Here is a 24,372-nt window from a genome sequence, read left to right on the forward strand (position 1 = left end):
ACCTCATGAGCAACCGCGTCGCGCTCGTCACCGGCGGTGCGCAGGGCATCGGGCAGGGCATCGCGCTGACCCTGGGCGAACAGCGCTTCAAGGTGGCCATCGCCGACCTGAACCTCGAAGCAGCGCAGTCGACCGCCAAGGCCATCACCGAGGCCGGCGGCACCGCCCTCGCCGTGCGGACCGACATCACCGACACCTCGTCGGTCCGGGCCGCGGTCAAGACCGTGACCGACGAACTCGGCCCGATCGAGGTGGTGGTGAACAACGCCGGCTGGGACGACTTCATGAAGTTCGTCGACACCGACGAGGATTTCTGGAACCGCATCCTGGACATCAACTTCAAGGGCGCGCTGAGGGTCATCCAGGCCGTCGTGCCGGGCATGATCGAGCGCGGCTTCGGCCGGGTGGTCAACATCGGCTCGGACGCCGGCCGCGTCGGTTCGTCGCTCGAAGCGGTCTACTCGGGCGCGAAAGGCGGCATCATCGCCTTTACCAAGACCCTCGCCCGCGAAGTCGCCACCAAGGGCATCACGGCGAACGCGGTGTGCCCCGGCCCGACCGACACCCCGGCGTTGCGCAAGTTCGCCGACAGCTCCGGCCAGGACGCGGACAAGGTCCTGGGCGGCATGGTGCGCAGCGTGCCGATGAAGCGGCTGGCCAAACCGAGCGACGTCGCCGCCGCGGTGGCGTTCTTCGCCTCCGACGCCGCCGAGTACATCACCGGCCAGACCCTGTCCGTCAGCGGCGGATTGACCATGGCGTGAGCGTGGACTGGAAGAAGATCGGCGACTACGACGACATCCGCCTCGACTACAGCGGGGACGGCATCGCCAAGATCACCATCTGCCGTCCGGAGGTGCGCAACGCGTTCCGCCCGCAGACGCTCGTCGAAATCTCCGACGCGCTCGAAGCGGCCCGCGAAGACACTGAAATCGGCGTGATCGTCCTTACCGGGCAGGGAGATCTGGCGTTCTGCTCCGGCGGCGACCAGCGGGTGCGCGGCGACACCGGGTATCTGTCCGAGCCGGGAAAGCCCGGCCGGTTCCATGTGACCGACCTGCATGTGCAGATCCGGCGGCTGCCGAAACCGGTGGTCGCGATGGTCGCCGGATACGCCATCGGCGGGGGGCACGTCCTCCAGCTGGTCTGCGACCTGGCGATCGCGGCCGACAACGCGCGGTTCGGGCAGACCGGGCCGCGGGTGGGCTCGTTCGACGGCGGGTTCGGCGCCGGACTCCTGTCGAACCTGGTGGGCGCTCGCAAGGCCAAGGAAATCTGGTTTCTGTGCCGCCAGTACGACGCCCGGCAGGCACTGGAGATGGGCTTGGTCAACACCGTCGTGCCGTTGGCGGACCTGGAGGCCGAGACCGTGCGGTGGTGCCGGGAAATGCTCGCGCTTTCGCCGTTCGCGCTGCGGATGCTCAAGGCGAGCTTCCACGCCGCCGAGGACGGGCTGGCCGGGATCCAGCAGCTGGCGCACGACGCCAACCTGCTCTTCTACGCCTCCGAGGAAGCCAAGGAGGGCCGCGAGGCCTACCAGGACAAGCGCACGCCGGACTTCGGCCGGTTCCCGCGCCGTCCCTGACGAAAGGTTCATCATGAGCGACAACGTGGTCGTGCGCCGCTCCGCCGGGGCGGGGGTCGAGGTCTGCACGCTGAAGCGCCCGCCGGCCAACGCGCTGGGACTGCCCATCATCGACGGGCTGCATGCCGCGCTCGACGAGGCGGCGGACGCGAAGGTCGTGGTCATCTCGTCCGAGGTGCCGGGCTTCTTCGCCGCGGGCGCGGACATCAAGCACATGTCCTCGATCGACGCGAAGTCGTTCACCGAGTACGGCGACAAGCTGCGTGGCTTGCTCGACCGGGTGGCTTCGCCGGACCGGATCACGATCGCCGCGGTGGACGGCCTCGCCCTCGGCGGCGGGCTGGAACTGGCGATGGCCTGCTCCCTGCGGGTCGGCTCGGCCGCCGCGAAATTCGGGCTGCCGGAAGTGAAACTCGGCCTCATCCCCGGTGCGGGCGGCACCCAGCGGCTGCCGCGGCTGGTCGGCCGGGGCCGTGCGCTGGACATCATGCTCACCGGACGCCAGGTGCCCGCCGAGGAAGCCCACGCGATGGGCCTGATCGACCGGCTGGTGCCCGCCGGGACGGCGGAGAAGGCCGCGCTCGACCTCGCCGGAGAGCTGGCCGGGCTGTCGTTGCCCGCGCAGCAGGCGGTGATCCGCACCGTGGACGCCGCGTTCGATCTGCCGCTGGAGCAGGGTTTCCGGTTCGAGGTCGAGCAGGAACAGGAGCTGTTCGAGTCCGGTGAGGCGCAGGAAGGGCTCTCTGCCTTCCTGGCGAAGCGGCCGCCGAATTTCGCGTGAGGAGCGACGCCGTGGCAGGACCGCTCGCGGGCATCCGGGTGATCGAGATCGGCTCGATCGGCCCGGGACCGTTCTGCGCCATGCTGCTGGCCGATCTCGGCGCCGACGTGCTCCGGATCGACCGCGCAGCGGGTGCCGCGCTGGTCGGGCCGAACGCGGATTTTCGCACCGAGTTGCTGCATCGCGGTCGCCGGTCGGTCGCGGTCGACCTCAAGCACCCCGACGGCGCTGCCGTGGTACTCGACCTCGTGGAGCGGGCCGACGCCCTGATGGAAGGGTTCCGCCCCGGAGTTGCCGAACGGCTGGGCATCGGACCCGAAGAGTGCCTGGCGCGCAATCCGGCGCTCGTCTACGGGCGGATGACCGGTTTCGGCCAGGACGGCCCGCTGGCGCAGGCGGTCGGGCACGACCTGAACTACGTCGCGCTGTCCGGGGTGCTTTCGCTGATCGGCCGCCAGGGACAGCCGCCGACTCCGCCGCTGAGCCTCGTCGGCGACTTCGGCGGCGGCGGATACCTGCTGGCGCTCGGAATGCTCGCGGCCTTGCTGGAACGGCAGCGGTCCGGGCGAGGACAGGTGGTCGACGCGGCGATGGTCGAGGGAGCCGCGCTGCTGGGCACGGCGTTCTTCGGCTTCGCGCAGACCGGCGCGTGGAATCCCGAGCGCGGCACGAACCTGGTCGACAGCGGCGCGCCGTACTACGACGTCTACGAGACCGCGGACGGGCGCTGGCTTTCCGTGGCTGCGCTGGAAGAGCGGTTCTACGACGATCTCGCCGACTTGCTCGGCCTGCCCGCCGACCGGCCCGATCGCGAGGACAAGACCGGCTGGCCGCGGCTGCGGAAGCTGTTCGCCGACGCCGTGCGCACCCGCACACGGGACGAGTGGGTGCGGCTCGCCGAGGGGCGAACTCCCTGCGTGGCACCGATGCTCGACGTGGACGAAGCACCGCGACATCCGCACAACGTGGCGCGGAAGTCCTTTGTGGACAAAGACGGGCTGGTGCAGCCCGCGCCGGCGCCGAAATTCAGCCGGACCCCGGCCGCGCTCGGCCATCCGCCGCCCGCGCCGGGAGAGCACACGGAACAAGCGCTGCGGGACTGGGGCGTGAGCGGGCAGCGGATGCGGGACTGGCGGCGGTCGGGCGCGATCGCGGTCGCGGATTAGGAGGACAGGAATGTACGGACTGACCGTGTTCAGCGCGGGCAGCGGACCCGAGCGCTACCGGCGGCTCGCCGGCCTCGCGGCCAGGGCCGAGAAGGCCGGATTCTCCGCGGTGTGGGCCAACGAGCTGTACAACCGGTCGGTGACCGTGCCGCTCGCGGTGCTGGCGAACGCCACCAGCCGGGTCCGGCTGGGCAGCAACATCGCCTACGGGGTCGGCCGCACCCCGCTCGTGTGGGCCGCCGAGGCGCGCGACCTCGACGAGCTGTCCGGCGGCAGGCTCACCCTCGGGCTGGGCAACGGAACCCCGCGGATGATGGAGGACTGGCACGGCGTCAGCGGCGAGGCCCCGGCCGCCCGGATGGAGGAGCTGGTCACCGTGCTGCGCAAGCTCTGGCGCCTGCACGAGGGGCCGGTCGAGCACGAGGGCCGGTTCTACCGGGTCCGGCTCAAGCCCACCTCCGACACCCCGCCGCCGGTCCAGGAGAACCTGCCGATCTGGACCGCCGGGGTCAACCCCCTGATGCTGCGCGTGGCGGGCCGGGTCTCGGACGGGCTGGTCGGGCATCCGATGTTCACCTCCGCCTACGTGCGGGAGGTCGTGCGGCCGGGCCTGGCCAAGGGGCTGACGGACTCCGGCCGCGCGGCGAGCGACGTGCAGCTGATGGGCATCCTCATGTGCGCAGTGGATTCCGACGAAGAGGCGGCACGCCGCCGCCTGGCCTTCGCCGTCGCGCAGTACGCCGCTTCCCGCGTGTACGACCGGCTTTTCGCGCTACACGGCTGGACCGAAGCTCAGGACCGGATCCGGGAGGCGGCGCGGAACCGGGATCCCGAGGCGATGGCCGCTGCGGTGCCGGACGAGGCGATCGACGCCGTCGGAGTGGCCTGCCGTCCCGGCGAACTCAAGGAACGCGTGGCGGTGCACGCGCGCGACTACGACCATCTGAACCTCGTCAGCGTGCCGTGGGGGCTCAAGCCCGAAGAAGCCGAGGACGCGACAGAGTCCATTGTGGAGGGAATGCGCTGATGGCGGAGCTGAAACCGGAGACGCTGGAGCTGTCCCGGCCCGAAGAGGGCATCGTGGTGGCGACGCTCAACCGCCCGGAGTCCCTGAACTCGATGACGGTGCGCATGTTCGCCGAGCTCGAGGAACTGGCCTTCGCGCTCGGCGACGACGATGACACCCGGGTGCTGATCGTCACCGGCGCCGGCAAGGCGTTCTGCGCCGGATACGACCTCGACGACGCCGACGAGCTGGCCGGGCTGACCGCGCTGGGCATGCTGGAACGGCAGGAACACGCGGTCCGCGCGCTGTCGGCCTTGCGGTCGCTGCGCATCCCGGTCCTCGCCGCGGTCAACGGGGCGGCCGCGGGCGGCGGTCTGGCGCTCGCGCTGGCCGCGGACATCCGCCTGGCCGCCGAGTCGGCGAAGTTCAACGCCGCCTTCGTCCGCATCGGACTGTCGGCGGGCGATCTCGGCTCGTCCTGGCTGCTGCCGCGGCTGATCGGCCCCGCGCTCGCATCGGAAATCGCCTACACCGGACGGTTCGTGTTCGCCGAGGAGGCCGAGCGGATCGGGCTGGTCAACCGCGTGGTGCCCGGAGAGAAGCTGCTGGACGAGACCATCGCGATGGCCCGGCTGATCCGCGCCAACTCGCCCGGCGGCGTGCAGCTGTCCAAGCGGGCGCTGCAGGCGAACCTGGAGATCACCTCGTACGCCGCCGCGCTGGAACTGGAGAACCGCGGGCAGGCACTGCTCACCCGGAGCGAGGACATGCCCGAAGCGCTGGCTGCCTTCAAGGAGAAGCGCGCGCCGAAGTTCACTGGACGCTGAGGGAACCCGCCATGATCGACTTCGAGGTCCCGGAACTGCGGACCCTCACGCTCGAATCGCCCGAGGAAGGCGTGCTGGTGCTGCGGATCAACCGGCCGGACCGGATGAATTCCATGACGGTGCGCATGTTCGGCGAATTCCTCGCGGCGGCCAGGGCGATGCGGGACAGCAAGGCCCGCGCGCTGATCGTGACCGGTGCCGGCGAGCGGGCGTTCTGCGCGGGGTTCGACCTGGACGAGATCGACGTGATCACGCGGATGGGCGTGCGGGAGTTCCTGCACTTCCAGGAGACCGCGACCGGTGGCCTGGCCGCCATCCGCGAGCTGCCGTTCCCGGTGATCGCGGCGGTGCACGGCGCCGCGTCGGGCGGCGGTCTTTCGCTCGCGCTGGCGGCGGACATCCGGCTCGCCGCGCCGACGGCGAAGTTCAACGCCGCCTTCGTCAAGGTCGGCCTTTCGGCGGGGGAGCTGGGCACGTCGTGGCAGCTGACCCGGCTCGTCGGTCCGGGCCGGGCGGCCGAGATCGCCTACACGGCAAGGGTTGTCGCCGCCGAGGAAGCGGCACGGATCGGCTTGGCGAACCGCGTCGTCCCGAGCGGGAACCTGATGGACGAGGCGCTGGAGACAGCCCGGCAGATCGCCGGGAACTCGCCCGGCGGCGTGCGGATGTCCAAGCGGGCACTGCAGCGCAACCAAGAAGTCGCGAGCTACGCCGGGGCATTGGAGCTGGAGAACCGCGGGCAGGCGCTGCTGACCCGCTGCGACGACATGACCGAGGCATTGGCGGCGTTCAAGGACAAGCGCGCGCCGCAGTTCACGGGAAGGTGACGAAGATGGTGACCCTAGGCGACATCGACCCGGGTTTCGGTCCGCACGACGACCTGCGGCACTGGCCGGAGCCCGGCGGCCGGATGCGGGATTCGCTGTTCTGGGAGATGATCCTGCCCGACGAGCACCTCGGCATGCAGGTCTACCTGTACCTGACCAACCGAGGCAAGACCGGCTACAACGTCTCGGTTTGGGGCCCAGACAAGGAACCGGTCGCGCTCAAGCTCGCGCAGGGCTCCGTCGGCGACGAGATGGACTTGGACAACTTCGAGTTCGAGGGTCTCTCGGTCAAGCAGCCGGAACTGCGCCGCACCGCGCAGGTCAGCTACGTCAGCGACGAAGTGAACCTGCAGTTCGACTTCACCGCGCTGCACGACGCGTTCAGCTACAAGAGCAATCCCGACGGGCTGCCGTCGTGGTTCGCCGCCAACCGGCTGGAGCAGACCGGGCACGTGACCGGGTTCCTGGAGGCCGGCGGACGGCGGATTTCCCTGGACCGCAAGGGGCACCGGGACCATTCGTGGGGCACCCGCGACTGGGGCGTGCCGCACCACTGGAAGTGGTTCATCGCCTACACCGAATCCGGCCGGGTCGTCAACGGCTGGATCTGGATCGCCCGCGGCGAATGGGGCTTCGCCGGGTACGTGGTCAAAGACGGGGTCACGGTGCCGGTCTCGCACATCAAGCACCACGCCGAGTACCACGACGACATGACGCAGAAGCACCTTGAAGCGGACGTCGTGGACATCACCGGCGAGACCACCCGGCTGGTGATGGACGCGTACGGCGTGATCAAGCTGCCCACCAAGGACCCCATGGGCACCGTGATCACCGAGGCCGCCTGCACTGTCACCATCGACGGCGAGGAAGGTGCGGGGCAGTTCGAGACGCATTGGCCCGGCCAGTACCTGCAGCACCTGATCGAGAGCGGTCGATGAGCTGGGACTGGAGCGAGCAGCAGCGCGCCCTGCTGGCCGATTTCCTCGCCCGGAAAGGGATTTGCTCGGGTCCGGTCAGCACGCGGCGGATCGGCGACGGGCACTCCAACCTGACGTTCTTGGTCAGCGACGGACAGCGGCAGGCCGTCGTGCGCCGTCCGCCTCCGCCGCCGACCCCGCCCGGGGCGCACGACATGCTGCGGGAGGCGAAGCTGATCGGCGCGCTGGCGGGGACCGGCGTTCCGGTGGCCGAGGTGCTCGCCACCGGACAACCGGGCGAAGTGCTCGACGTGCCGTTCTACGTGATGAGCTACGTCGAGGGGCCGGTGATCACCGAACGCACGCCTCCCGAGCTGGACACTCCGGCCGACCGGCGGCGGATCGGCGAGTCCCTTGCGGACACCCTGGCCACCCTGCACTCAGTGGACTGGGTCGCGCGCGGGCTGGGAGATCTCGGCCGGCCGGAGGGGTTCAACGCCCGGCACTTCCGCCGGATGGGTCGTCTCATCGCCGACGGCGACGGCAAGCCGCCCGCGGAATTCGCCGCGATCGACGCGTGGCTCGCCGCGCACGTGCCCGCCGAGGCGGGGGCGACCATCGTGCACAACGACTACCGGCTGGGGAACGTGATCGTCGCCCCGGATTCGCCAGGACGTGTTCTCGCGGTGCTCGACTGGGAACTGGCCACGCTCGGGGACCCGCTGTTCGACGTCGGCTACTTCCTGGCGTCCTGGCCGGTCGCCGGACAGGTGCGGACGCCGACCGAAGACCTCGGGGTCGCGGCGCTGGAGGAGGGTTATCCCACGCGGGCCGAGCTGGCCGAGCGGTATGCGGACCAGACCGGACGGGATCTGTCCGGCCTGGGCTGGTACACCGCGCTGGCGCTGTGGAAGCTGGCTGTCCTGTACGAATACGGGCGACGGCGGGCCGTGCAAGGTGTGGGGGACGAGTACTACGCGGACTCCGGACTCGTGAAGTCGTTCCTGGCAGCGGCCGAGCAAGCGGCCTCGTGATCAGGACGATCACCGGTGCCGCGGCGGATCTGCGCGCGGGCCGGGCGAGCGCGGCGGAACTGGTCGAGGAGGCGATAGCGCGGGCGGATGCGTTCGACCCGGTGCTCGGGGTCTTCCTGCATCGTGACGACGCCGGTGCCCGGGAGGCGGCCCGCGCGGCCGACGACCGGTTCGCGCGCGGCGAGCCCGTCGGCCCGCTCGACGGCATTCCCTTGGGGGTCAAGGACATCCTGGCTGCCGAGGGCGGCCCCACGACGGCGCAAAGCCTGGTGCTGGATCGCGGCTGGGCGGAAGGGATCGGTGACGCCCCGGCCGTCGCCCGGCTGCGGCGCGCAGGCGGAATCGTGCTCGGGAAGCTCACCACCATGGAGTTCGCCCTCGGCGTGCCCGACCCCGGCAAGCCGTTTCCGGTGCCCCGCAACGCGTGGAACTCCGCCCACTACGCCGGTGGCTCAAGTTCCGGATGCGGCAGCGGCGTCGCGTCCGGGATGGTGCTGGGCGCGCTCGGCTCCGACACCGCGGGCAGCATCCGGATGCCCGCTGGATTCAACGGTGTCACCGGGCTCAAGCCGACCTTCGGCCGCGTTCCGAAGGCGGGGATGGTGCCGCTGAGCTACACCCTCGACCATGTCGGTCCGCTGGCGCGCAGCGCACGGGACTGCGCGCTGCTGCTGTCGGTGCTGGCCGGGCACCATCCAGCCGACCCATACGCCGCGGAGACGAAGCCCGGCGACTACCTGGGCGGCCTCACCGGCGACCTCCGGGGCGTGCGGGTCGGAGTCGACGACCTCGACCGCTTTGCCCCGCGGGCTGACCCGGAGACGGGGCGCTGCTTCGCGGCGGCGCTTGGCGTGCTGGCCGACGCGGGCGCGGAACTCGTGCCGGTGGACCTGCCGATGTACCCCGAACTGCAGGCGATCGACTCGGTGGTGATGCTCGCCGAGGCGCTCAGCTACCACGAGGGAGATCTGCGTGCCCGCGGCGCCGACTACGGACAGGCGACCCGGGTGTTGCTCAGCAGCGCGCGGGCGATCACTGCGGCGCACTACCTGCAAGCGATGCGGGTCCGACGTGTCGCTCAGGCGAAAATGGACGCGCTGCTGGAGACCGTCGACCTGATCGCCACACCGATGGGACACCTCGGCGCACCGTCGTTGGCGGAGGTCACCGGCCTGGACCCGACCAGCGTGATGACCTCGCTGCACACGGCGTATTGGAATCCGTTGGGCAATCCGGTGCTCGTGCTCCCGATGGGGCTCTCCGGGCTAGGACTGCCGCTCGCGTTGTCGCTGGCCGGGCGGCGGTGGGAAGAAGGGCTGGTCGTGCGGGCCGGCGACGCGGTGCAGCAGCGCACGGCGTTCCACCTCGACGAGCCACCGACTCCGGTCGCGGCCGCCCCGATGCGTACGGCGCAGGGCGCCGAAGACGAAGCGGTAGCCGCTATTTCAACGGGATTGGTGGAATTGGGGGAGTCGCTGGCGAACGTGTCCGAGGCCCGCTACGCCGACCCGAGCGGCGGCTTCGACTGCGGGCGCTGAGCTGGGCCGCTTGCCTCGCCCGAGGCAAGCGGCCCGACCCGTTCACACGCTGCGCTGTGCCTTCGCCGCCGCGCTGGCTTTCTTGCTCTGTTCCCTGATTTCCGTCCAGTCCTCGTCGGACAGTGCGGTCAGGCCAGCGAAGGTGCCCGGCCCGGCCAGCCGCTGGCCGCCGTCCATCGCGATCGTCTCGCCGGTCAGGTACGGGCAAGCGTCGGACAGCAGGAAGACGGTCAGGTTCGCCAATTCCTCCACCGTGCCCATCCGGCCCATCGGCACCTGGTCGGCCTGGGTCGCGCCGACGCCGCTCTTGTCGGTCGGGTTGAGCATTTCCCAGGCGTAGTCGGTCGGGATCGGCCCGGGAGCCAGCGCGTTGAGCCGGATCCCGTACCGCGCCCATTCCACCGCCAGCGACATCGTCATCGCGTGGACGGCCGCTTTCGCCATGGCCGAGGGCACCACGAAAGCCGAGCCGCTCCAGACCCACGTGGTCAGCGTCGACAGCACCACTCCCGGCAGGCCCTGTTCGATCCAGCGCCGGCCCGCGGCGTGCGTGGTGTTGAACGAACCGTTCATCACCGTCGAGCTGACCGCCTCGAAACCGCGCGCGCTCAACGACTTCGTGGGTGCGATGAAATTCGCGGCGGCGTTGTTGATCACTCCGGTGAGCGGCCCGTGCCCGGACCAGATCTCCGCCATCGCGGCGTCCACCTGGTCCGCGTCGCGGACGTCGACGGTCTGGTAGTGCACCGTGCCCGGCTCGCCCGCCTCCTCGGCGGCTTCGGCGAGCACCGTTTCGCGGCGGCCCCACAGATGGACCTGCGCGCCGTGCGCGGTGAGGTGCCCGGCGACGCCCCGGCCGAGGCCGGTGCCGCCGCCGGTGATCAGGATGCGGTGCCCCGCCAGGAGATCGGGCGCGAACACGGACTTCGTCGTTGCCATGCGATGGTCCCTCGTGTCAGAGCCCGAAGCTCTTGCTGATGATCTCGCGCTGGATTTCGTTCGTACCGCCGTAAATCGGCGGTGCCAGCGCCTTGCGGACCTGGCCTTCCATGCCGTACTCGCGGGCATAGCCGTAGCCGCCCATGAGCTGCATGGCCTCCAGTGCGGTGTGCTTGGCGATCTCCGTGCACTTGAGCTTGGCCATCGATCCTTCCCGGGCGAGCTGGTCCTCCTCGCCCGCGTCGATCCGGGCGGCCACGTCGTAGACGAACGCCTTGGCGTAGGCGATTTCGGTGGCCAGATCGGCGATCCGGTGCCGCACCGCCTGGAAACTGCCGATGGTGCGGCCGAACTGCTCGCGCTGCTTGACGTAGCCGAGCAGGTCGTCCAGCGAACGCTCGGCCGCGCCGAGCGACATCGCGGCGATGATGAGCCGTTCAACGCTCAGCCCGCGCATCAGGTGCTTCCAAGCCTGGCCCACCTCGCCGACGACGTTCGCCGCCGGGATCCGCACGCCGGTGAAGAACAGGTCGTTGACCGTGTGCGCTTCCATCGTCTCGATCGGCCGGATCTCCAGACCCGGCACGTCGGTCGGCACGATCAGCAGCGTCAGGCCCTGGTGCTTCGGCCCGCTCGAGTCGGTGCGAGCCAGCAACAGCAGGTGCTTGGCGACGTGCGCCGCGGACGTCCAGGTTTTCTGCCCGTCCACGACGTAGTGATCGCCGTCCGGCACGGCCTTGATCCGCACCGAACCGAGGTCCGAGCCCGCACCCGGCTCGGACAGCGCGATCGCCTCCAGTGCCCCGGCGCACAGCCCGCCGAGGATGTCCTTCTTCTGTTCCTCGGTGCCGTACCGCAGGTAAGTCTGGCCCGCGGTCAGACCGGTGGAGTACCCGGTGATCGGGGCCAGCCCGCGCGAGGTCTCCTCCAGGAAGAGGCACTCTTCGACCATGCCGGCCCCGCCGCCGCCATACGCCTCCGGGATCGAGACCCCGAGCCAGCCTTGTGCGGCGAGCTTGCGCAGGATCTCCGGGCTGTTGGAGAGCTTCCCGCCGTCGGTGAGCGCGTCCCGCTGGGCGAGCGTGCCGCACTCGGCTTCACAGAACGCGCGCACCGCGGCGGCGAAGCTTTCCTGTTCCTTCGTGAAACGCATCGTGATAACGCTCGTTTCCGCTCAGTTGCCGCGGTACGGGGCGAAGTCGGGCTTGCGCTTCTCGTTGAACGCCTTGATGCCCTCCTGCGCCTCCTCGGACTCGCCGAACGAGTGCAGATAGGAGTACGCCAGCTGCCCGGTGCTCGCGAACTGCTCGGTGTCGGTGTTGAACGACTGCTTGAGCACCTTGAGCGCGGTGGGGGACAGGGAGAGGATCTCGTCCGCCCAGGTGCGCACCTCCTGGTACAGGTCCTCCTGCGGCACGACGCTGTTGACCAGGCCCCAGTTCTCCATCTGGGCCGCGGTGTAGCGGCGGCAGAGGAACCACACCTCGCGGGCGCGCTTCTCGCCGAGGATGCGGGCGAGGTAGCCGGTGCCGAACCCGGCGTCGAAGGATCCGACGCGCGGCCCGTTCTGGCCGAACTTCGCGGTGTCCGCGGCGATCGTGAGGTCGCACAGCACGTGCAGCACGTGGCCGCCGCCGATGGCGAAGCCGTTCACCGCGGCGATCACCGGCTTGGGCACGTCGCGGATGACGTGGTGCAGAGCGTCGATCTCGAACAGGCCGGAGTCCGAGGGGCCGTAGTCGCCGGTCTCGGCGCGCTGTTTCTGGTCGCCGCCGGTGCAGAACGCCTTGTCGCCCGCGCCGGTCAGGCAGATGACGCCGACCTCGCCGCTGCCCCAGGCTTTCTTGAACGCCTTCACCAGCTCGTCGACCGTGCGGGCGCGGAACGAGTTGTACCGCTCCGGCCGGTTGATGGTGATCCAGGCCAGGCCGTCCTCGACCTTGTAGCTGATGTCGGTGAACTCGTCCATGAAGACCGCGATCCTTTCCCCGTCGGAAGAACGTCGAAGCGGCGGCGCTCCCGCCCTTCACCGAACGTAGGTCTGTGAACGAGCGTTATCAAGAGCGCCGCCGCCCCGGAGTGCGGAAGGAGGAGGGATTTACCCCTTTGTGGATAGCTCGGCTACCCCTTGCTGGGGTCCAGGTAGATGGTCTTGAACACCTGGTAGGAGTGCAGTCCCTCGGGGCCGAGCTCGCGGCCGATCCCGCTGGACTTGATTCCGCCGAACGGCGCGACCGGATCGTTGGTGTAGGCGTTGATACCGATCGTTCCCGAAGCGACCCGCCTGGCCACCGCCTCGCCGCGGTCCGGGTCGGCGGTCCACACCGTGCCGCCGAGGCCGTACTCGCTGGCGTTGGCGATGGCGACCGCCTCGTCCTCGTCGGCATAGGGGATCACCGACAGCACCGGCCCGAAGATCTCCTCCTGCGCGATGGTGTGGTTGTTGTCCACGTCGGCGAACACCGTGGGTTGCACGAACCAGCCCCGGTCCCGGTCGGCGGGCCGGGCGCCGCCGGTGGTCAGCCGGGCGCCGTCGCCGAGGCCCTTGGCGATGTAGGACTCCACCCGGTCCCGCTGCCGGGCAGAGACCAGCGGACCCAGCTGGGTGGTCTCCTCCAGCGGGTCGCCGACGTTCAGCGAACGCGCGAGATCCGTGACAGTGTCCACGACCTCGGCGTAGCGGGCGCGCGGCGCGAGCACCCGCGTGCCGAGCCAGCAGATCTGGCCGTTGTTGAGCAAGGTGGCGGCGAAGAAGCTTTCGATGGTGGCCGCCAGGTCGGCGTCGTCGAGCACGATCGCCGCCGATTTCCCGCCGAGTTCCAGCGTGACCGGCCGCAGCAGCCGCCCGCAGGTCTCCGCGATCGAGCGGCCCGCCGCGGTGGAACCGGTGAAGGAGACCTTGTCCACACCGGGATGGGCGATCAGGTAAGCGCCGAGCTCGCGACCGCCGGGAACGACGTTCAGCACGCCTTCGGGCAGTCCCGCCTCGGCGGCCGCCTCGCACATCAGCATCGCGTCGAGCACCGTCTCCGGCGCCGGTTTGAGCACCACCGTGCAGCCGGCCGCCAGCGCGGGGGCCAGTTTCAGGAAGGTGATGGCTTGCGGCACGTTCCACGGCACGATCGCCGCCACGACGCCGATCGGTTCCCGCAGCACGCGCGAGCTGCCGCCGAGCATGCCCGGCCGAGTCTCTTCCTGCGGCGAGCCCGTCGCCAGGCCCGAGAAGTACCGCAGCAGCACCGGCGGGAATCCGCCTTCGAACTGCTGCGCCAGGCTGATCGGCATGCCGTTCTGAATGGTCACGCGGCGCGAGGTCTCGGCGGCCCGGCTTTCCAGCGCCGCCGCGAAGCGTTCCAATGCTTCGGCGCGCAGCTGTGGATTCCGGGACCAGCCGGAGGGATCGTCGAAGGCCCGCCGCGCAGCCGCGACAGCGGTGTCGACGTCCGCCTCGGCTGCCTCCGGCACGCTGCCGATCGGTTCTTCGGTGGTGGCCGAGCGTACTGGGATCCGTTGCGCCGAAGCGGGTTCGGCCCAGTCGCCCGCGAGATAGAGCCGGTCGTAGTCGAGTGTCATCACAGCTCCCCGTGCACAAGCACGATTTTCACGGCGTCCCCGCGGTGCTGCGCGGCGACGGCCTCGTTGATCTCGGTGAACGGCATGGTGGTGACGAGCTTGTCGAACGGGAACCGGCCGGTGCGGTGCAGTTCCAGCAGCTCCGGGATGAACACGTCGGGATCGCTGTCGCCCTCGACGATCCCCATCACCCGGACGCCGAGCACCTGCGCCTGGATGAGGTTGAGCGCCAGAGCCGCCTCGGGATCGGCGGGCACGCCGATGATGCCGACCTTGGCGCGATGCGCCAGCGCCTGCATCGCGTCCTGCAGCACGGCGGCGATTCCGGTCGTGTCGATGGCGTAATCGGCGCCCTCGGCCGCGATCGCGCGCACCTGCTCGGCCAGCGGGCCGGCACCGGGGTCGACCACATGGGTCGCGCCCAGCGAAAGCGCGAGATCGCGCCGCGCGGCATGCGGTTCCACCACGATGATCCGGCTCAGCTCCCGTACGACCCCGGCGAGGACGGCCGACAGCCCCACCGAACCGCCGCCGAGCACCAGCAGAGTGCCGCCCGGCTGGCAGTCCAGGGAGTTGAGCACCGCGCCAGCGCCGGTCTGCACGCCGCAGCCGAGCGGCCCGAGCACTGCCAGCGGCGCGTCGCCGGGCACCTTGACCACGTTGCGCTCGCGGGCGAGCGCGTGGGTTGCGAATGACGATTGCCCGAAGAACGCCGAGCCCACAGGCTCGCCGCTGTCACTCAGCGGGCTGGTGCCGTCCTGGCGTGCGCCGCCGAAGTTGTAGGCCATGAACTCCTGGCAGTAGGCAGGTTCACCGGCGTCGCACTGCGTGCAGTGGCCGCAGCTGTCGAAGCTGAGCACCACTTTGTCGCCAGGTTCGACCTTGGTGACCGCACTGCCCACAGCAGTGACGACCCCACTGCCTTCGTGCCCGAAGACCCCGGGCAGCGGGAACGGCAAGTGCCCGTCCTTGGCAGCGAGGTCGGTGTGGCACAGGCCGACCCCGGCGATCTCGACGAGCACCTCGCCGGGTGCCGGATCGGCGAGCGCGAGCTGCTTGATCGCGAAGGGGCCACCGATCTCCGTGGCCACCGCGGCGGTGACGTCCATGTCGAACTCCTTTGTCCGGTGGGGGATTGCTAGCCGTTGGAATCGGGGACCGTGACGCGCACGCCCGAGCAGGACTCGGTGAGGATCAGCTGGCACGACAGCCGGGAGTTGGGCCGCGCGTCCTCGGCGAACTCGAGCAGTTCCCGCTCCTCGTCCGTCGGTTCGTCGAAAAAGGACGCTCCTTCTTCGAGATAGACGTGGCAAGTGGCGCACGAGCAGCCGCCGCCGCATTCGGCGACGATGCCGGGCAGGTTGCTGCGCACGGAGCCGTCCATCACGCTCTGTCCACAAGGGACTTCGAGATCGTGCGTGGTTCCGTCGGGCAGTTGGTAGCTCACTTTCGGCATGATGTCTCCGTATTCACTGAATGACCGCGTCTCGCACCGGGACCGTGGCGTCGGCCAGCCGGGCCGGGTCGATCCGGGTGCCGGACGCGATGAACTTCTTGCCCGCCATGAACTCGGCGGGGGAGTTGGCGGACTCGACCGCGGCGACGATGCCGCCGAGGTGGTGGAACAGCGCGAACCGGCCGCTCGCGGGATCGCCGCGCAGCACCGTGCCGGGGCCGGGCGGCACCAGCCCGGCGATCTTGAGCTTGAGGTCGAACTGATCCGACCAGAACCACGGCACCTCGGGCGCGACCGGCGGCGCGCCGGTGATCGCGGCGACCGCCTGCTTTGCCTGCTCGGTCGCGCTCGGGATGCTTTCCAGCCGGGCCAGCGAACCCGTGCTCAGCTGACGTCGTGTCACGTCGCCGATCGCCAGGATGTGCGGGTCGCTCGTACGCGCCTGCGCATCGACGACGATCCCTTGCGCGCACACCAGTCCGGCCTCCGCGGCCAGCCGGTCGCGCGGCGTGGCGCCGATCCCGACCAGCACCGCCTCGCACGGGATTTCCCCGCCGTCGCCGAGCACGACTGCCCGCACCCGGTCGTCGCCGTCGATCCGCACGACGTCCGCGCCGGTCACGATCCGGGTGCCCTGTCCCTGGTGGTGTGCGGCCAGGATCTCCGACAGCCGGGGACTGGCGACCCGGGCAAGCACCCGGTCCTCCCGTTCGACGATCGTCACCGCCACGCCGTTCGCCCGCGCGACCGCCGCGACCTCCAGCCCGATGTACCCGCCGCCGACGATGACCAGCGCGCGCCGCTCCTCGACGCATTTGCGCAGCACCCGCGCGTCGGCCAGCGTCCGCAGCGACACGACGCCGGGCAAACCCGAACCGGGTACCGGCAACGGGCGCGGCTCCGCGCCGGTCGCGAGAATCAGGTACTCGTAGCCGTGGGTCCGGCCCGTGTCGGTCCGCACGCACCGGCGGTCCCGGTCGATCGCGGTGACCTGTTCGCCGAGCCGGACCGTGATGTCCTGCTCCCGGTAGAACTCCGCCGGCCGCAGCCATTGTTCGAGCTGTCCTTCGGCGAACTTCTTCGACAGCGGCGGACGCTGGTAAGGCAGGTCCAGCTCGTCGCCGAACAGCTCCACCGGCCCGGGGTGGCCCGCCTGCCGCAGCAGGCCGGCCACCGTCGCGCCGGCGTGGCCCGCGCCGACGACCAGCACCCGCCCGGTCACGACAGATCCAGCCGGACCGGCAGTTTCCGCAGCCCGCCGACGAAGTTGGTGACCACGGGCTTGCGCTGGCCGGTCACCTCGACCCCCGCGATCCGCGGCAGCAGTTCCTCGAACATGATCCGCAGCTCCAGCTTCGCCAGGTGCTGCCCGATGCACATGTGCGGGCCGTAGCCGAAGGCGATGTGCCGGTTGGGCTTGCGGTCCAGGCGGAAGGTGTCCGGCTCCTCGAACACGTCGGCGTCCCGGTTGGCCGACTGGTAGAGCAACATGAACCGGTCGCCCTTGCGGATCTGCTGCCCGCGCAGCACGTAGTCCTCCTGCGCGCGCCGGGTGAACTGCTTGACCGGCGAAACCCAGCGCAGGGCTTCGTTGACCAGGTCCGGGATCAGCTCGGGACGGTGCTGCACCTTGGCCAGCTGGTCCGGGAACATCGCCAGCGCCTCGATCGCGCCCGCCATCGTGCTCGAGGTCGTGTCGTGGCCGGCCGTGGCGATCGCGATGAACCAGCCGTAGGCGAACTCCTTGCGGTAGTACTCGCCGTTCTCGTCGCGGGCGCGGGCGATGATGGTGGCCAGGTCGTCCCGCGGGTCCGCGCGCCGGTCCTCGACCAGCTTGTCGAAGTAGGCGTAGAAGTCGTTGATCGCGGCGGACCACTGCTGCGCGGCCGCTTCGGGCGTGAGCGGCTCGACGTCCTCGCGCTGCGCGTCCGGGTCAGCGGTGCCGAAGAACTCCTGCGTCAGCGTCATCATCCGCGGTTCGTCCTCTTCCGGGACGCCGAACAGGGACATGATCACGTGCAGCGGGTAGTAGAGCGCGAACTGCTGCACGAAGTCGATCTCGTTGGCGCCGCTGCGCAGGTACTTGCCGATCGCCTCGCGGGCCAGCTGCCGGATCCGGTCTTCCCACTTCTTCAGGTTCGCCGGGCGGAACCAGTCGTTCGCGATGTCCTTGATCTGCGTGTGCTCGGGCGGGTCGAGGTAGGTCAGCGTGTCCAGGATGCGCAGGCTGCCGCCGGTGAGCTGCTGGGTGAACGCGTCGCCGGCCTGGTTCTGCAGGATCGGGTTGTGCGAGCCCGGCTCGTCGCCCCCGCCGCTGGTGAACACGTGCGGCTGCCGCTCGATCTCCATGATGTCGGCGTGCTTGGCGACCAGCCAGACCGGGTCGTAGCCCTCGACCTGCACCTGGCCCAGCGGATGGTTTTCGCGCAGCCAGCGGTAGGCCTCGAAGAGCGGTCCGTCGTCGCGGTGCCCCTCCGGCAGCACGACCTGTTTCGCGATCTCCTCGGGGATCGGGCGGGTGGACACCTCGGGCGTGGTGGTCATCGGAACTTCCCTCCGGGGTAACGGCTGCGGTGCACGTTGTTGGTCCAATCTTTGGTCCAACAGACGTGGCGTGCATCACCCCGGAGGAAGAGATTTCTCCCCCCGGATTTCTCCCTAGCTCCCGCGGACGAGGGCGTGGCAGCGGGCGGCCGCCTCTGCCCGGTTGGCGGCGCCGAGCTTGCGGAGCACGTTCTTGACGTGCGTCTTCACCGTGCCGGGGGAGACGAAGAGCTCCTCGGCGATCTGGCTGTTGCTCTCGCCGCGCACGAGGTGGCGCAGGACGTCGAGCTCCCGCCGGGTCAACTGGGCGAGCGGGCCGTCCACGCGCTCCAGCGGGTCCGCCTGCCGCGGTCGTTCGGCTTCGGTGATTCCGGAGCCTTGCAGGCCGCCCAGTACGTCGTCCACCGCGTCGGCCTGCTCGCGCAGCCGCGCCCGCATCGCGGCGAGCTGTTCGCGGAACACCACGCGTTCGAACAGGCACCCGAGGCCCTCGGCGAACAACCCCAGCAGCTGCTGGTCGAACGCATCCACGTGGTCGTGGTCCACGTGCTGGTCGGCGTGCACCAGGCCGACCACCTCGCCGCGCCCGATCAGGGGCGCGACCACGTAGTCCTTGGTGCGCGCCAGGTTGATGAGCCGGTGGTGGACGTGCGGGTTGTGCTGGGCGTCCTCGACGAGCACCGGGGTGCGGGTGCGGACGACCTCAGTCTCCGGCAGCTCGCGGCCGATCTGCCCCGGAATCGCCGTACCGACCCGCACGAGGTCCGCGCTCAGCTCGGGATCGGCGTAGGCGTACGCGGAGCGCGCGCTCCAGCTCCGGCCGGACAGGCTAGAGAACAGCGCGCGCCGGTAGCCCAGCCGGTTGATCTCGGCCGGCACCCGGTCGGCGAGGTCCCGAAGGGAGGACGCGGACCGCAGCCGGTGCAGGCAGCGGTGCAGATCGGACATCGCGGCGGTGCGGGTGGCGAGCATGCTGTCCCGGATCTCCGTGCGCAAAGCGCTCACGCGAGCCAGCGCCGCGGCGATCCGTGCGCCGTCGGCGCCTCGGCCGTCGAACGCGGACAGCTCGCGGAGGAGGCCGCTTTCCGCGCCCCGGAGGGCGATTTCGGCCGATCGCAGATCGCGAAACGCGGCCCGGGCGACGTCCTGGCCACCCCAAAGCGTGGCGATCTCGCACAGGGTGCGTTGTGTTCGCCGGATCAGTTCGCCACCGCTGTCCACGACTGTTCTCCTCGTTCGACCGCCAGAGCGGCGCTGCTCTGTCCGGCCGATTGTCGCCGCGGACCGGTGCCGGGGATACACCGCCGCACGTGATTGCTCTCCAAAGGAGGAGCGAAATACCCCTTACGGGAGTGGCGGATCAGGCGACGGAGATGCCGCCGTTGACACTGACCACTTGCCCGGTGATGAGGCGCGAGAGCGGAGAGGCGAAGAACAGCGTCAGGTTGGCGAGGTCCTCGGGCTCGGTGAGGCCGAGGTGGGCCTGACTGGTGATCTTCCCGAAGATCTTCTTGCTGAACGGCTGGGACATCGCCCGGTCGTAGGAACCGGTGTTGGCGATCAGCGACGGCGTGATCGCGTTGACCCGCACGCCGTACCGCTTCGCCTCCAGCGCCAGGGTGCGCGAGAAGGTGACGATGGCCGACATCGCGGCGCCCAGCACGGTTTCGCCCGGAGTGGGCACCTTCGCCGCGTCGGAGGCGATGTTGACGATCGAGCCCGATCCTTGCTCCCGCAGGAAAGGCAGCACGGCGCGGCTCATCACAAGCGGCCCCAGCGCTTGCTGAGCAAGGATGTCGCGGACCTCGTCGAGCGGAATCTCGTGCAGGGGAGTCGGCTGGTAAGGCGCGACCACGGAGTTGACCAGGACGTCGATCCCGCTCAGCCGGCGGTGCGCCTCGGTGGCGGCCTCGGCTGCGGACGCGGGGTCGTTCGCGTCCGCGGACAGGAACTCCGCGTGCGCTCGCGGCACGGTCGACAGCACGTGGTCGAGCGCTCGTTTGCCGCGTTCTTCGTTGCGGCCCAGCAGCATCAGCCGATGGCAGCCCGTCTGCGCGAAGGCCACTGCGGTGGCGAGGCCGACCCCTGACGTGCCGCCCGCGATCAGCACCCCGCTGCCGGAGAAGTCGAATCCCTCGTCGGCGCGGGGAATGGAGCCGGTCATGGTCGGTCCCTTCGGTTCGTTTCCTGCATCGTAGAAGATTATATTACATGAGACAAGACTCAGTTGCATATGATGTCGACTATCGAGTCTGCTCGGGCGAGGATTTTGTCCCCAGCAGCGACCTGCTGCGGGTGCGGGCTGTACGGCTCCGAAAACTCAAGTCGCCGGTTTGTCTTATATTTCTGTGGTCAGTCCTTTGTTATGGTCGGTCCCGTCGTTGTCCGGCGCCGCGCAGGCGATCGAGGAGGCGCGATCCCATGACACAGCCAGAATCCCGGCCGAGCGGGCAGGATCAGGCGGATCCCCTCTGGTTGCCGGGAGCGGCTCCGGGGGAGGGGCGGATCGCCAGGGCGCGGCTTCGGTCGCCGGCCGATGTCCGGCGGATCGAAGCGCACCAGCCGGAGACGTTGCGCGAGGGCGCGACCGTGTACGAGGCCATCCGCGCGGCGGCAGCCGAGCACCCGGACAAGGCCGCGATCGTCCAGCTGTGGTCGCACCGCGTGGAAGACCCGCCCACGACGCTCAGCTATCGCGAGTTCGTCGCTTCGATCGAGCGAGCGGCCAACCTCTTCCGCGAGACGGCGGAAGGAGCTCCGAGCGCGGTCGGCATCCTGCTGCCGATGGTGCCGGAAGGGATGATCGCCACATGGGGAGCGGCCACGGCGGGCGTCGCGGTCCCGGTCAACCCGTACCTCGAAGCGGACGCTGTCGCCGCCATCCTCAACGCGACGAGTGCGACCGCGCTGGTCACCACTCCGGACCAGTTCGACCAGGTTCGGCTGGCCGGACTCCGGGCCGCTGTGCCGACGCTGCGGCGGATCCTGCTGGTGGACGCCTCAGGCTCGCCTCATGACTTCGCCGCCGCGATCGCGGCGCATCCGGCGGGCAGGCTGACGTTCGCCCCGTCCGCCGATCCGGACGCCGAAGTCATGCGGATGCCCACCGGCGGGACGACCGGAGCGCCGAAGCTGGTGCGGATGACCCACCGCGGCCAGCTGACTGTCGCCTGGAACGTCGGGGCGCTGATGGGTGCCGGCCAAGACGGCGTAGTCGGGCACGGGATGCCGAACTTCCATTGCGGCGGAACTCTTTCGCTCGGCTTGCGGGCATTCCTTTACGGGCAGACGTTGCTGACGCTTACCCCCGGCGGCTTCCGGGACAAGGGCGTCGTGGCGAACTTCTGGGACATCGCCCGGCACTACCGGATGACCTCGCTGCTGGCCACTCCGACGACCGCGGCCGCGCTTCTCGCCGTTCCCGGCGCCTCGTCGGAAGGGCACTGCATCACTGATTTCCATTGCGGCGGCAGCACGGTGCCGCTCGCGCTGGTGCGCGCTTTCCACGACCGGTTCGGCATCTGGCTGCGGGAAAACTGGGGCATGACCGAGGTGCACGGGACGATGACCGGGCATCCCGGAGGCGACCGCGAACCGCGGGTCGGCTCCGCCGGAGTGCCGCTTCCGCACGTCCGGGTCAAGGCCGTCGAAGTCGACGAAAACAATGCGGTCGTCCGGGAATGCGCACCAAGGGAGCGGGGCCTGCTGGTCTTCGGCACCGACACCGTGACGCCCGGCTACCTCGCTCCGGCGCCTCAGGCCGAGTTGTTCGTCCAGGGTCTCGGCGAGGGAAGGCGCTGGGCGAGCACCGGGGATCTCGGCACCGTCGACGAGGACGGGTACGTCTGGATTTTCGGGCGTGCCAAGGACCTCATCATCCGGGGCGGGCACAACATCGACCCGGTTCCGGTCGAAGAGGCCGTCGCGGCGCATCCCGCGGTGCACCTGGCCGCCGCGATCGGCCGTCCCGATCCGCTCAAGGGCGAGCTGCCGATCGCCTACGTGCAGCTCCTCGAAGGGGCGAGCGCGGACCCGGCCGAACTGCTCGAGTTCTGCCGGACCCGGATCCAGGAGCGGGCCTCGGTGCCCGTCGAGATCATCGTGGTCGGCCAGATGCCGCTGACGCCCGTCGGGAAGATCTCGAAGCCCGCGCTGCGCCGGGACATTGTCGAGCGGGCGGCTGGCGCGGTGGCCGCAGACGTTCTCGGGGATTCCGCCCGGTTCCAGGTCGCTGTCGACCATTCCGGGCGGCGGCCGGTGGCCGTGCTCACCATCGATCAGCGGGGCGACGGCGAAGAGCAAGCGCTGCGGAACGCGTTCGCCGGATACGAATTCGGCATCGAGATCCGCACCGCCGCGGTCGCGGACTGACGCGCGATCCCGGATCCGCGACGGCCGGGACGGGCTCGCCCGGTATCAGGGCGCCACGGGTTCGGTGCTCGACGCGCGGACCGCGTCGAAGCGGAGCGACCCGTCCTCGAAACGCTTGTGCAGCACGAACTTCTGGATCTTCCCGCTGGGCGTGGCCGGCATCTCGTCGACGAAAGCCCAGTAGACCGGCGTCTTGTGCGGCGCGAGCTGCGAGCGCAGATACGTGGTCAGCTCCTCCAGCGAGGGCCGTCCGGCGCCGTCCCGCAGCGTCACTACCGCGCCGATCTGCTCGCCCCACTTGGCATCGGGCACGCCGATCACGGCGGCGTACTCGATGGCCGGGTGATCGCCGAGCGCGGCTTCGATCTCGGCCGGGTAGATGTTCAGCCCGCCGCGGATGATCATGTCCTTCGACCGGCCGCGGATGCGGAGGAACCCGCGCTCGTCCATCGAGCCGAGATCGCCCATGTGCAGCCAGCCGTCGGCGTCGATCGTGGTCGCGGTCTCGGCCTCCATCCGGAAGTAGCCCAGCATGGTCTGGTAGCCGCGACAGCAGATCTCGCCGGTCTCGCCCGGCGCGACCGGCTCGCCGGTGACCTGGTCGGCGACCTTGACCTCCAGCCGCGGCAGCGGCTGCCCGACCGTCTCGGCCTGGTCCTCCGGCGCGTCGGTCACCCTGGTCTGGCTGATCACGCCGTGGGTTTCCGTCTGTCCGAAGAGGATGGAGAACTGGCAGCCGAGCAGTTGCTGGGTCTTGTGCACCAGCGAGGCGGGCACGGAGGCGGCGCCGCTGAGGATCGTCTGCGCGCTGGTGAGGTCCCGCCGTGCGCGGTCGGGGTGATCGAGCATCGCGATCAGCATGGTCGGCACGACGAGGGTGTGCGTGCCGCGGTAGGTCTCGAACGCCTCCAGCAGCAGCCCCGGGTCGAACCCGGGCAGGATCACGAACGTGCCGCGCTTGGCCCAGGCCCCGAACGAGGTGACCGCGCCGCCGCCGATGTGGTACATCGGCATCGCGTTGACGTAGACGCCCCCGTCGCTCATCCCGGCGCGCTCGGCGACGTGCCTGGCTTCGTTCACGAGACCTTTGTGGTGCAGCATCGCACCCTTGGGGAAGCCGGTCGTGCCGGAGGTGTACTGGATCTGGACCACGTCACCGGGCGCCACCGCGGGCAGTTCGCGCTCCGGGTCCCCGCCGGCGAGGAACGCGTCCCATTCGCCGAACGTCACGATCTTCCGCAGTTCGGGCGTCTCCTGCCGGATGTCCTGGAGCATGCCGCGCATGTCGAACCCGCGGTGCTCGGCCGGGCAGAACAGCCCAGCGGCCCCGGACTGCTTCAGTACGAAGCCCATCTCGCGGGCGCGGTAGGCCGGATTCAGCGCCACGAGCACCATTCCGGCCAAGGCGACACCGTGCTGCAGAACGATCCACCGGGCGCTGTTGGGAGCCCAGACCGCGATGCGGTCGCCCGGCTCGAACGCGCCCAGCAAGGCCCGTGCGACGCGTTCGGCGTCCGCCAGCAGTTCGGAGTAGGTCCAGGTTTCGCGCGCTTCAGCGTCCGGCACGCAGTCGACGAGCGCCAGGCGGTCCGGCACGGTCGCCGCGGCGTGCCGGAGCGTTTCGCAGACAGTCGTGTCGTGGATGTCCCCCGGCTCCGCGGGCCAGTACGAAGTCTTCAGGACCCGGGCGTCGGTCATCGCGGTACTCCCTTGTATCGACGTGTGACTCGGGTCACCGGAGTGTACCCATTCGGTCCGACCTTGCAAATGGTCTGGCCAAAAATCATATGACGCGTTTGGGGATTGCG

The 24,372-nt window shown here is 69.9% G+C and carries 22 protein-coding genes; 11 read left to right on the forward strand and 11 right to left on the reverse strand.

What is annotated here, in order from left to right; all coding sequences use genetic code 11:
* Positions 1-5: 5 nt before the first annotated feature.
* The 10 genes from EIZ45_RS37995 to EIZ45_RS38040 are packed head-to-tail and all read left to right on the forward strand — an operon-like array spanning position 6 to position 9,681.
* Positions 6-764, forward strand: a complete 759-nt coding sequence (locus tag EIZ45_RS37995) for an SDR family NAD(P)-dependent oxidoreductase (RefSeq protein ID WP_134668262.1) — start codon at positions 6-8, stop codon at positions 762-764.
* On the forward strand, positions 761-1,585 hold the full coding sequence (gene menB, locus EIZ45_RS38000) for a 1,4-dihydroxy-2-naphthoyl-CoA synthase (protein WP_134668261.1): 825 nt from the start codon (positions 761-763) through the stop codon (positions 1,583-1,585). Before EIZ45_RS37995 ends, menB begins: the two co-directional genes overlap by 4 nt.
* 13 nt (positions 1,586-1,598) lie before the next feature.
* Positions 1,599-2,366 (forward strand): enoyl-CoA hydratase/isomerase family protein, encoded by a 768-nt coding sequence (locus tag EIZ45_RS38005; RefSeq protein ID WP_134668260.1) that lies wholly within the window; start codon positions 1,599-1,601, stop codon positions 2,364-2,366.
* 11 nt (positions 2,367-2,377) lie between these two features.
* Positions 2,378-3,532 (forward strand): CaiB/BaiF CoA-transferase family protein, encoded by a 1,155-nt coding sequence (locus EIZ45_RS38010; protein WP_134668259.1) that lies wholly within the window; start codon positions 2,378-2,380, stop codon positions 3,530-3,532.
* Between the two features lie 10 nt (positions 3,533-3,542).
* Positions 3,543-4,559 (forward strand): LLM class flavin-dependent oxidoreductase, encoded by a 1,017-nt coding sequence (locus EIZ45_RS38015; protein WP_134668258.1) that lies wholly within the window; start codon positions 3,543-3,545, stop codon positions 4,557-4,559.
* A complete protein-coding gene (locus EIZ45_RS38020) occupies positions 4,559-5,365 on the forward strand; it encodes an enoyl-CoA hydratase/isomerase family protein (RefSeq protein WP_134668257.1) in 807 nt (268 codons plus the stop codon). Before EIZ45_RS38015 ends, EIZ45_RS38020 begins: the two co-directional genes overlap by 1 nt.
* A gap of 11 nt (positions 5,366-5,376) precedes the next feature.
* Positions 5,377-6,192, forward strand: coding sequence for an enoyl-CoA hydratase/isomerase family protein (locus EIZ45_RS38025; protein ID WP_134736102.1), 816 nt, complete (start codon positions 5,377-5,379; stop codon positions 6,190-6,192).
* Positions 6,193-6,197: 5 nt separating this feature from the next.
* Positions 6,198-7,130 (forward strand): hypothetical protein, encoded by a 933-nt coding sequence (locus EIZ45_RS38030; RefSeq protein ID WP_134668255.1) that lies wholly within the window; start codon positions 6,198-6,200, stop codon positions 7,128-7,130.
* A complete protein-coding gene (locus tag EIZ45_RS38035) occupies positions 7,127-8,143 on the forward strand; it encodes a phosphotransferase family protein (protein WP_134668254.1) in 1,017 nt (338 codons plus the stop codon). Before EIZ45_RS38030 ends, EIZ45_RS38035 begins: the two co-directional genes overlap by 4 nt.
* Positions 8,140-9,681, forward strand: a complete 1,542-nt coding sequence (locus EIZ45_RS38040) for an amidase (RefSeq protein ID WP_134668253.1) — start codon at positions 8,140-8,142, stop codon at positions 9,679-9,681. Before EIZ45_RS38035 ends, EIZ45_RS38040 begins: the two co-directional genes overlap by 4 nt.
* A gap of 42 nt (positions 9,682-9,723) precedes the next feature.
* Here the strand turns inward: EIZ45_RS38040 and EIZ45_RS38045 are convergent, their stop codons facing one another.
* The 10 genes from EIZ45_RS38045 to EIZ45_RS38090 all read right to left on the reverse strand — a co-directional run bounded on the left by EIZ45_RS38045 (position 9,724) and on the right by EIZ45_RS38090 (position 20,357).
* Positions 9,724-10,620: an SDR family oxidoreductase gene (locus tag EIZ45_RS38045; RefSeq protein WP_134668252.1), complete on the reverse strand. Its 897-nt coding sequence runs from the start codon at positions 10,618-10,620 to the stop codon at positions 9,724-9,726.
* A gap of 16 nt (positions 10,621-10,636) precedes the next feature.
* Positions 10,637-11,773, reverse strand: coding sequence for an acyl-CoA dehydrogenase family protein (locus tag EIZ45_RS38050; RefSeq protein ID WP_134668251.1), 1,137 nt, complete (start codon positions 11,771-11,773; stop codon positions 10,637-10,639).
* A gap of 21 nt (positions 11,774-11,794) precedes the next feature.
* Positions 11,795-12,589, reverse strand: coding sequence for an enoyl-CoA hydratase-related protein (locus EIZ45_RS38055; RefSeq protein WP_134668250.1), 795 nt, complete (start codon positions 12,587-12,589; stop codon positions 11,795-11,797).
* Positions 12,590-12,741: 152 nt separating this feature from the next.
* A complete protein-coding gene (locus EIZ45_RS38060; RefSeq protein WP_134668249.1) occupies positions 12,742-14,193 on the reverse strand; it encodes an aldehyde dehydrogenase in 1,452 nt (483 codons plus the stop codon).
* Positions 14,193-15,302 carry an NAD(P)-dependent alcohol dehydrogenase gene (locus EIZ45_RS38065; protein WP_134668248.1) on the reverse strand — a complete coding sequence of 370 codons (1,110 nt, stop codon included), beginning with the start codon at positions 15,300-15,302 and terminating at the stop codon, positions 14,193-14,195. Before EIZ45_RS38065 ends, EIZ45_RS38060 begins: the two co-directional genes overlap by 1 nt.
* A gap of 29 nt (positions 15,303-15,331) precedes the next feature.
* Positions 15,332-15,649, reverse strand: a complete 318-nt coding sequence (locus EIZ45_RS38070; protein ID WP_134668247.1) for a 2Fe-2S iron-sulfur cluster-binding protein — start codon at positions 15,647-15,649, stop codon at positions 15,332-15,334.
* Between the two features lie 13 nt (positions 15,650-15,662).
* Entirely contained in the window at positions 15,663-16,871 is a 1,209-nt protein-coding gene (locus EIZ45_RS38075) for an NAD(P)/FAD-dependent oxidoreductase (protein ID WP_240690889.1), read from the reverse strand.
* The gene (locus EIZ45_RS38080) at positions 16,868-18,193 is read right to left on the reverse strand and encodes a cytochrome P450 (RefSeq protein ID WP_134668246.1); all 1,326 of its coding nucleotides are present in this window, start codon (positions 18,191-18,193) and stop codon (positions 16,868-16,870) included. The genes EIZ45_RS38075 and EIZ45_RS38080 overlap by 4 nt, the downstream gene beginning before the upstream one ends.
* A 114-nt stretch (positions 18,194-18,307) precedes the next feature.
* Positions 18,308-19,414 carry a LuxR C-terminal-related transcriptional regulator gene (locus tag EIZ45_RS38085; protein ID WP_134668245.1) on the reverse strand — a complete coding sequence of 369 codons (1,107 nt, stop codon included), beginning with the start codon at positions 19,412-19,414 and terminating at the stop codon, positions 18,308-18,310.
* A gap of 139 nt (positions 19,415-19,553) precedes the next feature.
* On the reverse strand, positions 19,554-20,357 hold the full coding sequence (locus EIZ45_RS38090) for an SDR family NAD(P)-dependent oxidoreductase (protein ID WP_134668244.1): 804 nt from the start codon (positions 20,355-20,357) through the stop codon (positions 19,554-19,556).
* Between the two features lie 257 nt (positions 20,358-20,614).
* On the opposite strand from EIZ45_RS38090, the gene EIZ45_RS38095 reads away from it, so the two are divergent.
* Complete coding sequence (locus EIZ45_RS38095) at positions 20,615-22,564, forward strand: AMP-binding protein (protein ID WP_134668243.1); 1,950 nt, start codon at positions 20,615-20,617, stop codon at positions 22,562-22,564.
* Positions 22,565-22,609: 45 nt separating this feature from the next.
* Here EIZ45_RS38095 and EIZ45_RS38100 read toward each other — a convergent pair whose 3' ends face one another.
* On the reverse strand, positions 22,610-24,262 hold the full coding sequence (locus tag EIZ45_RS38100; RefSeq protein WP_134668242.1) for an AMP-binding protein: 1,653 nt from the start codon (positions 24,260-24,262) through the stop codon (positions 22,610-22,612).
* Positions 24,263-24,372: the final 110 nt, after the last annotated feature.

Origin of the sequence: Amycolatopsis sp. CFH S0740 (assembly GCF_004522315.1) — a bacterium.
GTDB classification, from domain to species: Bacteria; Actinomycetota; Actinomycetes; order Mycobacteriales; family Pseudonocardiaceae; genus Amycolatopsis; species Amycolatopsis nivea.

Excerpts from the sequence above, each read along its gene's own strand:
- EIZ45_RS37995 (WP_134668262.1), top strand. The coding sequence starts at position 6 with ATGAGCAACCGCGTCGCGCTCGTCACCGGCGGTGCGCAGGGCATCGGG.
- EIZ45_RS38005 (WP_134668260.1), top strand. The coding sequence starts at position 1,599 with ATGAGCGACAACGTGGTCGTGCGCCGCTCCGCCGGGGCGGGGGTCGAG.
- EIZ45_RS38015 (WP_134668258.1), top strand. The coding sequence starts at position 3,543 with ATGTACGGACTGACCGTGTTCAGCGCGGGCAGCGGACCCGAGCGCTAC.
- EIZ45_RS38020 (WP_134668257.1), top strand. The coding sequence starts at position 4,559 with ATGGCGGAGCTGAAACCGGAGACGCTGGAGCTGTCCCGGCCCGAAGAG.
- EIZ45_RS38025 (WP_134736102.1), top strand. The coding sequence starts at position 5,377 with ATGATCGACTTCGAGGTCCCGGAACTGCGGACCCTCACGCTCGAATCG.
- EIZ45_RS38030 (WP_134668255.1), top strand. The coding sequence starts at position 6,198 with ATGGTGACCCTAGGCGACATCGACCCGGGTTTCGGTCCGCACGACGAC.
- EIZ45_RS38035 (WP_134668254.1), top strand. The coding sequence starts at position 7,127 with ATGAGCTGGGACTGGAGCGAGCAGCAGCGCGCCCTGCTGGCCGATTTC.
- EIZ45_RS38045 (WP_134668252.1), bottom strand. The coding sequence starts at position 10,620 with ATGGCAACGACGAAGTCCGTGTTCGCGCCCGATCTCCTGGCGGGGCAC.
- EIZ45_RS38050 (WP_134668251.1), bottom strand. The coding sequence starts at position 11,773 with ATGCGTTTCACGAAGGAACAGGAAAGCTTCGCCGCCGCGGTGCGCGCG.
- EIZ45_RS38055 (WP_134668250.1), bottom strand. The coding sequence starts at position 12,589 with ATGGACGAGTTCACCGACATCAGCTACAAGGTCGAGGACGGCCTGGCC.
- EIZ45_RS38060 (WP_134668249.1), bottom strand. The coding sequence starts at position 14,193 with ATGACACTCGACTACGACCGGCTCTATCTCGCGGGCGACTGGGCCGAA.
- EIZ45_RS38065 (WP_134668248.1), bottom strand. The coding sequence starts at position 15,302 with ATGGACGTCACCGCCGCGGTGGCCACGGAGATCGGTGGCCCCTTCGCG.
- EIZ45_RS38070 (WP_134668247.1), bottom strand. The coding sequence starts at position 15,649 with ATGCCGAAAGTGAGCTACCAACTGCCCGACGGAACCACGCACGATCTC.
- EIZ45_RS38080 (WP_134668246.1), bottom strand. The coding sequence starts at position 18,193 with ATGACCACCACGCCCGAGGTGTCCACCCGCCCGATCCCCGAGGAGATC.
- EIZ45_RS38090 (WP_134668244.1), bottom strand. The coding sequence starts at position 20,357 with ATGACCGGCTCCATTCCCCGCGCCGACGAGGGATTCGACTTCTCCGGC.
- EIZ45_RS38095 (WP_134668243.1), top strand. The coding sequence starts at position 20,615 with ATGACACAGCCAGAATCCCGGCCGAGCGGGCAGGATCAGGCGGATCCC.
- EIZ45_RS38100 (WP_134668242.1), bottom strand. The coding sequence starts at position 24,262 with ATGACCGACGCCCGGGTCCTGAAGACTTCGTACTGGCCCGCGGAGCCG.